At 69.5% G+C, this 6,154-nt stretch carries 6 protein-coding genes; 5 read left to right on the forward strand and 1 reads right to left on the reverse strand.

The features are described 5' to 3' along the window. Nucleotides 1–127: 127 nt before the first annotated feature. Both ACMZ6R_RS19795 and cbiD read left to right on the forward strand, forming a co-directional pair. Nucleotides 128–1,642 (forward strand): cobyrinate a,c-diamide synthase, encoded by a 1,515-nt coding sequence (locus ACMZ6R_RS19795; protein ID WP_416114677.1) that lies wholly within the window; start codon nt 128–130, stop codon nt 1,640–1,642. Further along, nucleotides 1,642–2,742: a cobalt-precorrin-5B (C(1))-methyltransferase CbiD gene (cbiD, locus tag ACMZ6R_RS19800; RefSeq protein ID WP_416114678.1), complete on the forward strand. Its 1,101-nt coding sequence runs from the start codon at nt 1,642–1,644 to the stop codon at nt 2,740–2,742. Before ACMZ6R_RS19795 ends, cbiD begins: the two co-directional genes overlap by 1 nt. A 7-nt stretch (nt 2,743–2,749) precedes the next feature. On the opposite strand, the gene ACMZ6R_RS19805 is transcribed toward cbiD, so the two are convergent. Then, nucleotides 2,750–3,454 (reverse strand): hypothetical protein, encoded by a 705-nt coding sequence (locus ACMZ6R_RS19805; RefSeq protein ID WP_416114679.1) that lies wholly within the window; start codon nt 3,452–3,454, stop codon nt 2,750–2,752. Nucleotides 3,455–3,575: 121 nt separating this feature from the next. Between ACMZ6R_RS19805 and cbiE the strand changes: the two genes are divergently transcribed. The 3 genes from cbiE to ACMZ6R_RS19820 are packed head-to-tail and all read left to right on the forward strand — an operon-like array spanning nt 3,576 to nt 5,993. Next, on the forward strand, nt 3,576–4,805 hold the full coding sequence (gene cbiE, locus ACMZ6R_RS19810) for a precorrin-6y C5,15-methyltransferase (decarboxylating) subunit CbiE (RefSeq protein WP_416114680.1): 1,230 nt from the start codon (nt 3,576–3,578) through the stop codon (nt 4,803–4,805). After that, entirely contained in the window at nt 4,798–5,583 is a 786-nt protein-coding gene (gene cobM, locus ACMZ6R_RS19815; protein WP_416114681.1) for a precorrin-4 C(11)-methyltransferase, read from the forward strand. Before cbiE ends, cobM begins: the two co-directional genes overlap by 8 nt. Nucleotides 5,584–5,597: 14 nt before the next feature. Next, a complete protein-coding gene (locus ACMZ6R_RS19820) occupies nt 5,598–5,993 on the forward strand; it encodes a secondary thiamine-phosphate synthase enzyme YjbQ (protein WP_416114682.1) in 396 nt (131 codons plus the stop codon). Nucleotides 5,994–6,154 lie beyond the last annotated feature (161 nt).

Below are 6,154 nucleotides of genomic sequence, written 5' to 3' on the forward strand. Positions count from 1 at the left end.
GGACGAGCCTGCCGCGAAGCGGCGGCAGCGTCCCGGCAAATTCCGACTCCATCTCCCTCCCACCGACCTTCCGCCAACCAACCCATCCTCCGCCCAGCCAAAGCCGGACGGGGGGTCCGGGGGGCCCATGGCCTCCCGGCGGGGTGCAGGGGCGGAGCCCCGCCGGGGACCGGGGCAGCGCCCCGCCGAAGCCTCCCCCCTCCCCGGGCGCGGTCTCGTCGTGGCCGGCACGCGCAGCGGTTGCGGCAAGACGTCGGTGGCGCTGGGGCTGATGCGGGCGCTTTCGCGACGCGGGCTGCGGGTGCAGGCGTTCAAGGCCGGGCCGGACTTCATCGACCCGGGGCATCATGGGCTGGCCACGGGCCGGGTGAGCCACAATCTCGATGACTGGATGTGCGGTTCGGACGTCGTGCGGGAGATCTTCGCCCGGTACGCGGCCGATGCGGACGTGGTGGTGGTCGAGGGGGTGATGGGGCTTTTCGACGGGTTTTCGGCCACGGACGATGCCGGCAGCACGGCCAGGCTGGCCAAGACGCTCGGGCTGCCGGTGCTGCTGGTGGCGGACGCCGCCTCCATGGCAAGGTCGACCGCAGCCATGGTGTCCGGGTTCACGGATTTCGATCCGGAGCTGGAATTTTGCGGCGTGGCGCTCAACAATGCCGGCAGCGACAGCCACCGCGAGCTTTTGGCCGAGGTCATGGCCGTCTCGCTCCCGGACGTGCCGCTTTGGGGCGTGTTGCCGCGCCGGCCGGAGATCACCATGCCTTCGCGGCATCTGGGGCTCGTCACGGCCGAAACCGATACCGACGCGCTGTCCCGCCTCGACGCCCTGGCCGACTGGGTGGAGAACTCTTTCGACCTTCCGGCGCGCATACAATCCCTCCCCCCATTATGGGGGTCCGGGGGAGCCGTGGTCCCCCGGCGGGGTGGTCCGGGAGGGGCGGAGCCCCTCCTGGCCGCCGGAGGCGCATCCCCCTCCTTCCCCTCCTCCACCTCCTCCACATCGCCCCTCATCGGCGTCGCCCGGGATGCGGCGTTCTGTTTTTATTATGCGGAGAATCTGCGGTTGCTCGAAGCGGCCGGGGCGAGGCTGGCGTATTTTTCGCCGCTCTCGGACACGGCCCTGCCCGAGGGTGTGGGGGGGCTGTACCTGGGCGGCGGCTATCCGGAGCTTTTCGCGCCGACCCTTGCGGCAAACGCGGCCATGCGCGGGGCCATCCGGGAATTCTGCGCCGCCGGGCGGCCGGTTTTGGCCGAGTGCGGCGGGTTCATGTACCTGATGGAGTCGCTTGTCGACAAAGCGGGGCGCAGGCAGGCCATGGCCGGGGTGTTTCCGTTCCGGGCGATCATGGGCGAACGGTTCTCGGCCCTGGGCTACCGGGAGGCGGTCACCCGGGCGGACACGCCGCTCGGGCCGGCCGGGACCCGGCTGCGGGGGCACGAGTTCCATTATTCGCGCCTGGACGGCGATACGGACGAGGTTGCGGCCGTCTATGCCCTGACCGGGCGCAAGGGGCCCATCGATGCGCCGGAAGGATTTCTGCGCGGCAACACGCTCGGCAGCTACGTGCATCTGCATTTCGGCGGCAATCCCCGGGCGGCGGCCCATTTCGCGGCCTGCTGCGCCAAAGGGAGGGACTGATGGCCGGGGAAAAGCTGCGCGAGGGTTTCACTACCGGCACGGCGGCGGCCGGCGCGGCCAAGGCGGCGGCGCTCAGGCTTCTGGGCGGCAGGACGCCCGGGACCATCGACGTGCCTCTGCCGAACGGCTCCCGGCTCAGCTTGGCCGTGGCCGAAACGCGGCGCGAAGGGGATGGGGCCGCAGCCTACGTCATCAAGGACGGCGGCGACGACCCGGACGCGACCCATGGCGCGCGCATCGGCTGCCGGGTGACGCGCCGGGCCGAAGCGGGGATCGCGCTTGACGGCGGCGAGGGCGTCGGCCGGGTGACGTTGCCGGGGCTGCCGGTGCCGGTCGGGCAGGCGGCCATCAATCCCGCGCCGCGCCGGCAGATCATCGACGCCCTGGCCGAGGCGGCGCGGGAGTGCGGCTACGGGGGCGGACTTGCGGCCGTGGTCACGGTGGAGGGCGGCGAGGCCATCGCCAAACGGACGCTCAACCCGCGCCTGGGCATTGTCGGCGGCATTTCCATCCTCGGCGTCTCCGGCATCGTACGCCCTTTCAGCCACGAGGCCTGGAAGGCCTCCATCGCCGAAGCCCTCGACGTGGCCAAGGCGCTCGGCCATGACACGGTCGGCTTTTCCACCGGCCGGCGCAGCGAGGCGTACTTGATGGGCCTTTACCCCGATCTGCCGGAAACGGCCTGCGTCCAGGCGGCGGATTTCTTCGCCTTCGCCCTTGCGGAAGCGGCCAGGCGGGAATTCGCGGCCATCGTCTGGGCGGCCTTCCCCGGCAAGCTGGTCAAGATGGCCCAGGGGCTGCCCAACACCCACGCCCATAAAGGGGAAACCGATTTTTCCGCCCTGGCCGGCTGGTGCGCCCTGGCCGGCTGGCCAGAGGATCTGGCGCGGCAGGCGGCCACGGCCAACACCGCCCGCCATGCCTTCGAGATCGCCCCCTCGGCCGAAGCCAAACGCGCCCTGGCCGAACTGCTCGCCGGCAAGGCGCTGGCCCATATGCGCCGCTTTGCCGGCAACGCCCCGGCCATCACCCTTGTCGTATTCGACTTCGACGGCGTGATGCTGACCAGGGGAGGCGCTGCCTCCCCTGGCCCCCTTTAACGGATGATCAGGCGGGAAAGAAGGTTCCGTCGGCAGGATGGCGGACAAGCTCGAGGTTGTCCGTCCACCAGCGGTACATGGAGCGCAGCACCCAGGGAATGGGGATCAAGAGAAGGGAACCGACGAACCAGACGACGGAGCGCCAGAGAAGCCCCCAGCCCGTGCCCACAAACATGACATCGTAACCGTCGCCCTCGAGGTTGTCGCAAAACCAGCGCACGAGCCCCGTGGCCACCCAGGGCCACAACACCACGGTCAGGGCCGTAAGGTATAAAAGCAGCACCCAGCCGAGATAGGGCAGGTATCGTCCGTGGAACCGGGGTGCGCCGCCGGGTTCGAGCCGGATGTTCGCGAACAGCCAGCGGTAGATGGGCAGCTTGACCGCCACGTCGAACGGCACCAGCGCCAATACGAGCAGCAATTGCACGAACGTCGTCCTGGCGTTATGTTCCATGCCCGCCGTCACGAGGCTTGGCAAAATAGCCAAAAACACCGCCACGGCAAAAAGCGGCCAGACGCGGCCGCCCCGGCCGGTGAATTCCGCCCGGGTGCCGTCGGAGAAGACAAGGTTGCCGCACCACCAGGCCGCAAAGGCCACCACGCCCCAGGCCGCCGGAATGACGAAAAGCGCCAGCACGGCGCACAGCAGCGTATAGCCAAGCGACGCCATCGCCCCGCCCGTGAACCTGACGCCAACGCGTTGATCGAGCATACCACCTCCTTTTTTTCGCAATGGCACTTTTCTGACCCAGCGCCACAAAAAGGGCAACACCCTTTTGACCCCGGCCCGCCGCGCGCGTACAGGGGGGCATGACGTTTGGAGAGGACCCGGCATGACCCCGAAACGCATCGCCGTCATCGGCTGCGGCATCGGCCGGCCATGGCTGGCCCCGGAACCGGCCGACGCCCTGGCCGGGGCCGATGTGCTGGTCGGCGGCACCCGTCAGCTTGCCCTTTTCCCGGACCATTCCGCACGCCGCATCCCCATTACCGGTTCCCTTGCCGCCGTGTGCGACGCCATCGAAAGCGCGGCCGAAAGCGGCATGGCGGTCTGCGTGCTGGCCGACGGCGATCCGCTTTTTTTCGGCATCGGCCGCCTGCTGGTCGAGCGGTTCGGGTCCGAGCGCCTGACGTTTTACCCCAACGTCACCGCCGTCGGGGCCGCCGCCGCCCGGCTGGGTCGCCCCTGGCAGGACCTCCCGGCCGTCTCACTCCACGGCCGCAGCGACCTGACGCCCCTTTTCGCCGCCCTCGTCCGCCACGGCGCGGCAGCGGTCTACACCGACGCCGTCAACACCCCGGCCGTCATCGCCGGCAAACTGCTTCAGCGCGGCGGCGACGCCTTTCTTCTGCACGTGCTGGAGGAGATGGGCCTGCCCGGGGAACGCCGCCACAGCCTGCCTCTCGCCGACGCCGCCAGACTCGAATGTTCCCCGCTCAACCTCACGCTCGTCGAACGCACGCGCCCGCCCGAAATCGCGCTCAGCCTGGGCCTTGCCGATGACGCCCTTTTGCGCCACGACCGCGTCTTCACCAAGACCCCGGTGCGGGCCGTATCCCTGGCCGGCCTCGCCCCACGCCCGGGAGACGTCGTCTGGGACGTGGGAGCCGGAACCGGAGCCATGGCCCTGGAAGCGTCCCTGTTAAACGTCGGGGGCCCGGTCTTTGCCATGGAGCGCGATCCGGCCCGACATGCGCTGCTTATGGACAACATCCGCCGCACCGGCGCGCTGACCGTGACGCCCATACAAGGCGAAGCCCCGGACGTCCTGGCCGGGCTGCCGGACCCGGACAGGGTTTTCGTCGGCGGCGGACTGACCGGCGCGCCGGACCTGCTACCCGGACTGTGCCGGCGGCTGCGCCCCGGCGGCAGGCTGGTCGCCAACTGCGTGCTGCTCGGCAGCCTGCACCGCGCCCTGGAAACGCTTCGCGCCCTGGGCTGGCCCGTGACCCTCACCCAGGTCCAGGCGGAGACGGCAACCCCGCTTGCCGGAGACCTACGCCTTTGCGCCGACAACCCTGTTTTCGTTCTGACCGCCGTCAAGGAATCCCGCCATGGCTGACGCGCCCGACGTCCCTTGCGGCGTCTATTTCATCGGAGCCGGCCCCGGCGACCCGGACCTGCTCACGGTCAAGGCCGCCCGGATCATCGGCCGGGCCGATCTGGTCCTTTACGCCGGCTCGCTGGTGTCGCCGGCAGTGGTGGCCCTGGCCAAAAAAGAGGCGCGCGTGGTCGATTCCGCGCCGCTGACCCTGGCCGAGACCCATGCCCTGCTTGTGGACACCGTGCGCGCCGGGGGCATCGCCGCCCGGGTGCATACCGGCGACCCGGCCCTTTACGGCGCGCTGTCCGAACAGACCCGGCTCCTGGCCGCCGCGGGCATCCCCTATCAGGTCATTCCCGGCGTCACCTCGGCCTCGGCCGCCGCCGCCGCCTTCGGCGTCTCCGTAACCGAACCGGAAACGACCCAGAGCCTGATTCTGACCCGGCTCGCCGGGCGCACGCCCATGCCGCCGGGCGAATCCCTGGCCGCCCTGGCCGCGCACAAAGCCTCCCTGGCCATCTACCTCTCGGCCGGCGATCCCGAGGGCGTGGCCGCCGCCCTGCGCGAAGCGGGACTCCCCGGGGACACGCCGGTGGCCATCGCCCATCGCCTGGGCTGGCCCGGGGAAAAACGCCTCTGGGCCACCGTCGACACCCTGGCCGAAACGGTGCGCCAGGCCGGCGTCGACCGGCAAACCCTTTTCTTGGTGCTGCCCGGGCTTGGCCAGGGAACATGCTCCAAACTCTACGACCCGTCCTTCGGTCACGGATTCCGTCCGGTCCGCGACGACGGCTAAAGGGGGCTCGCCCTATGGAAACCTTCGAGGTGCACACCACCCGCCGCGAAGAACTCATCCGCCTGACCAGCGCCCTACAGGAACTCGTGGACGCCAGGGGCTGGCGCGACGGCGCGCTGGTCCTCTTCTGCCCCCACACCACCGCCGGGCTCACCGTCAACGAGGACGCCGACCCGGACGTGGCCGCCGACATGGTCGCGGCCATGGGCCGACTGCTGCCCCGCGATGCCGGCTACCGACATGTCGAGGGCAACAGCGACGCCCACATCAAGGCGACCTTGGTCGGCCCGTCGCTGACCCTCATCGTAGCAGCCGGCCGCATCATGCTCGGCACCTGGCAGGGAATCTTCCTGTGCGAATGGGACGGCCCCAGGAACCGCAAGGTCTGGGCCCAGTGGCTCGGTCAATAGGTGGAGAGGAAAAGAGGATGCGAGAGGGGGACCCTTTTTGAAAAAAGTGTCCCCCTCTCGCGCTCTCCCCTCCCCAAAACTTTTACCGGTTATAGGTGAACAGACAACACCCTGTAACCGTTAGAAGTCTTTGGGAAGGGGGTCCGGGGGAAACCCTTTCT

Source organism: Solidesulfovibrio sp. C21 (genome assembly GCF_047785625.1).
Lineage (GTDB): Bacteria > Desulfobacterota > Desulfovibrionia > Desulfovibrionales > Desulfovibrionaceae > Solidesulfovibrio.

What these genes read in the sequence shown, in the direction of transcription:
- cbiD (WP_416114678.1), top strand. Translation starts at nt 1,642, where the DNA reads ATGGCCGGGGAAAAGCTGCGCGAGGGTTTCACTACCGGCACGGCGGCG.
- cbiE (WP_416114680.1), top strand. Translation starts at nt 3,576, where the DNA reads ATGACCCCGAAACGCATCGCCGTCATCGGCTGCGGCATCGGCCGGCCA.
- ACMZ6R_RS19805 (WP_416114679.1), bottom strand. Translation starts at nt 3,454, where the DNA reads ATGCTCGATCAACGCGTTGGCGTCAGGTTCACGGGCGGGGCGATGGCG.
- cobM (WP_416114681.1), top strand. Translation starts at nt 4,798, where the DNA reads ATGGCTGACGCGCCCGACGTCCCTTGCGGCGTCTATTTCATCGGAGCC.
- ACMZ6R_RS19820 (WP_416114682.1), top strand. Translation starts at nt 5,598, where the DNA reads ATGGAAACCTTCGAGGTGCACACCACCCGCCGCGAAGAACTCATCCGC.
- ACMZ6R_RS19795 (WP_416114677.1), top strand. Translation starts at nt 128, where the DNA reads ATGGCCTCCCGGCGGGGTGCAGGGGCGGAGCCCCGCCGGGGACCGGGG.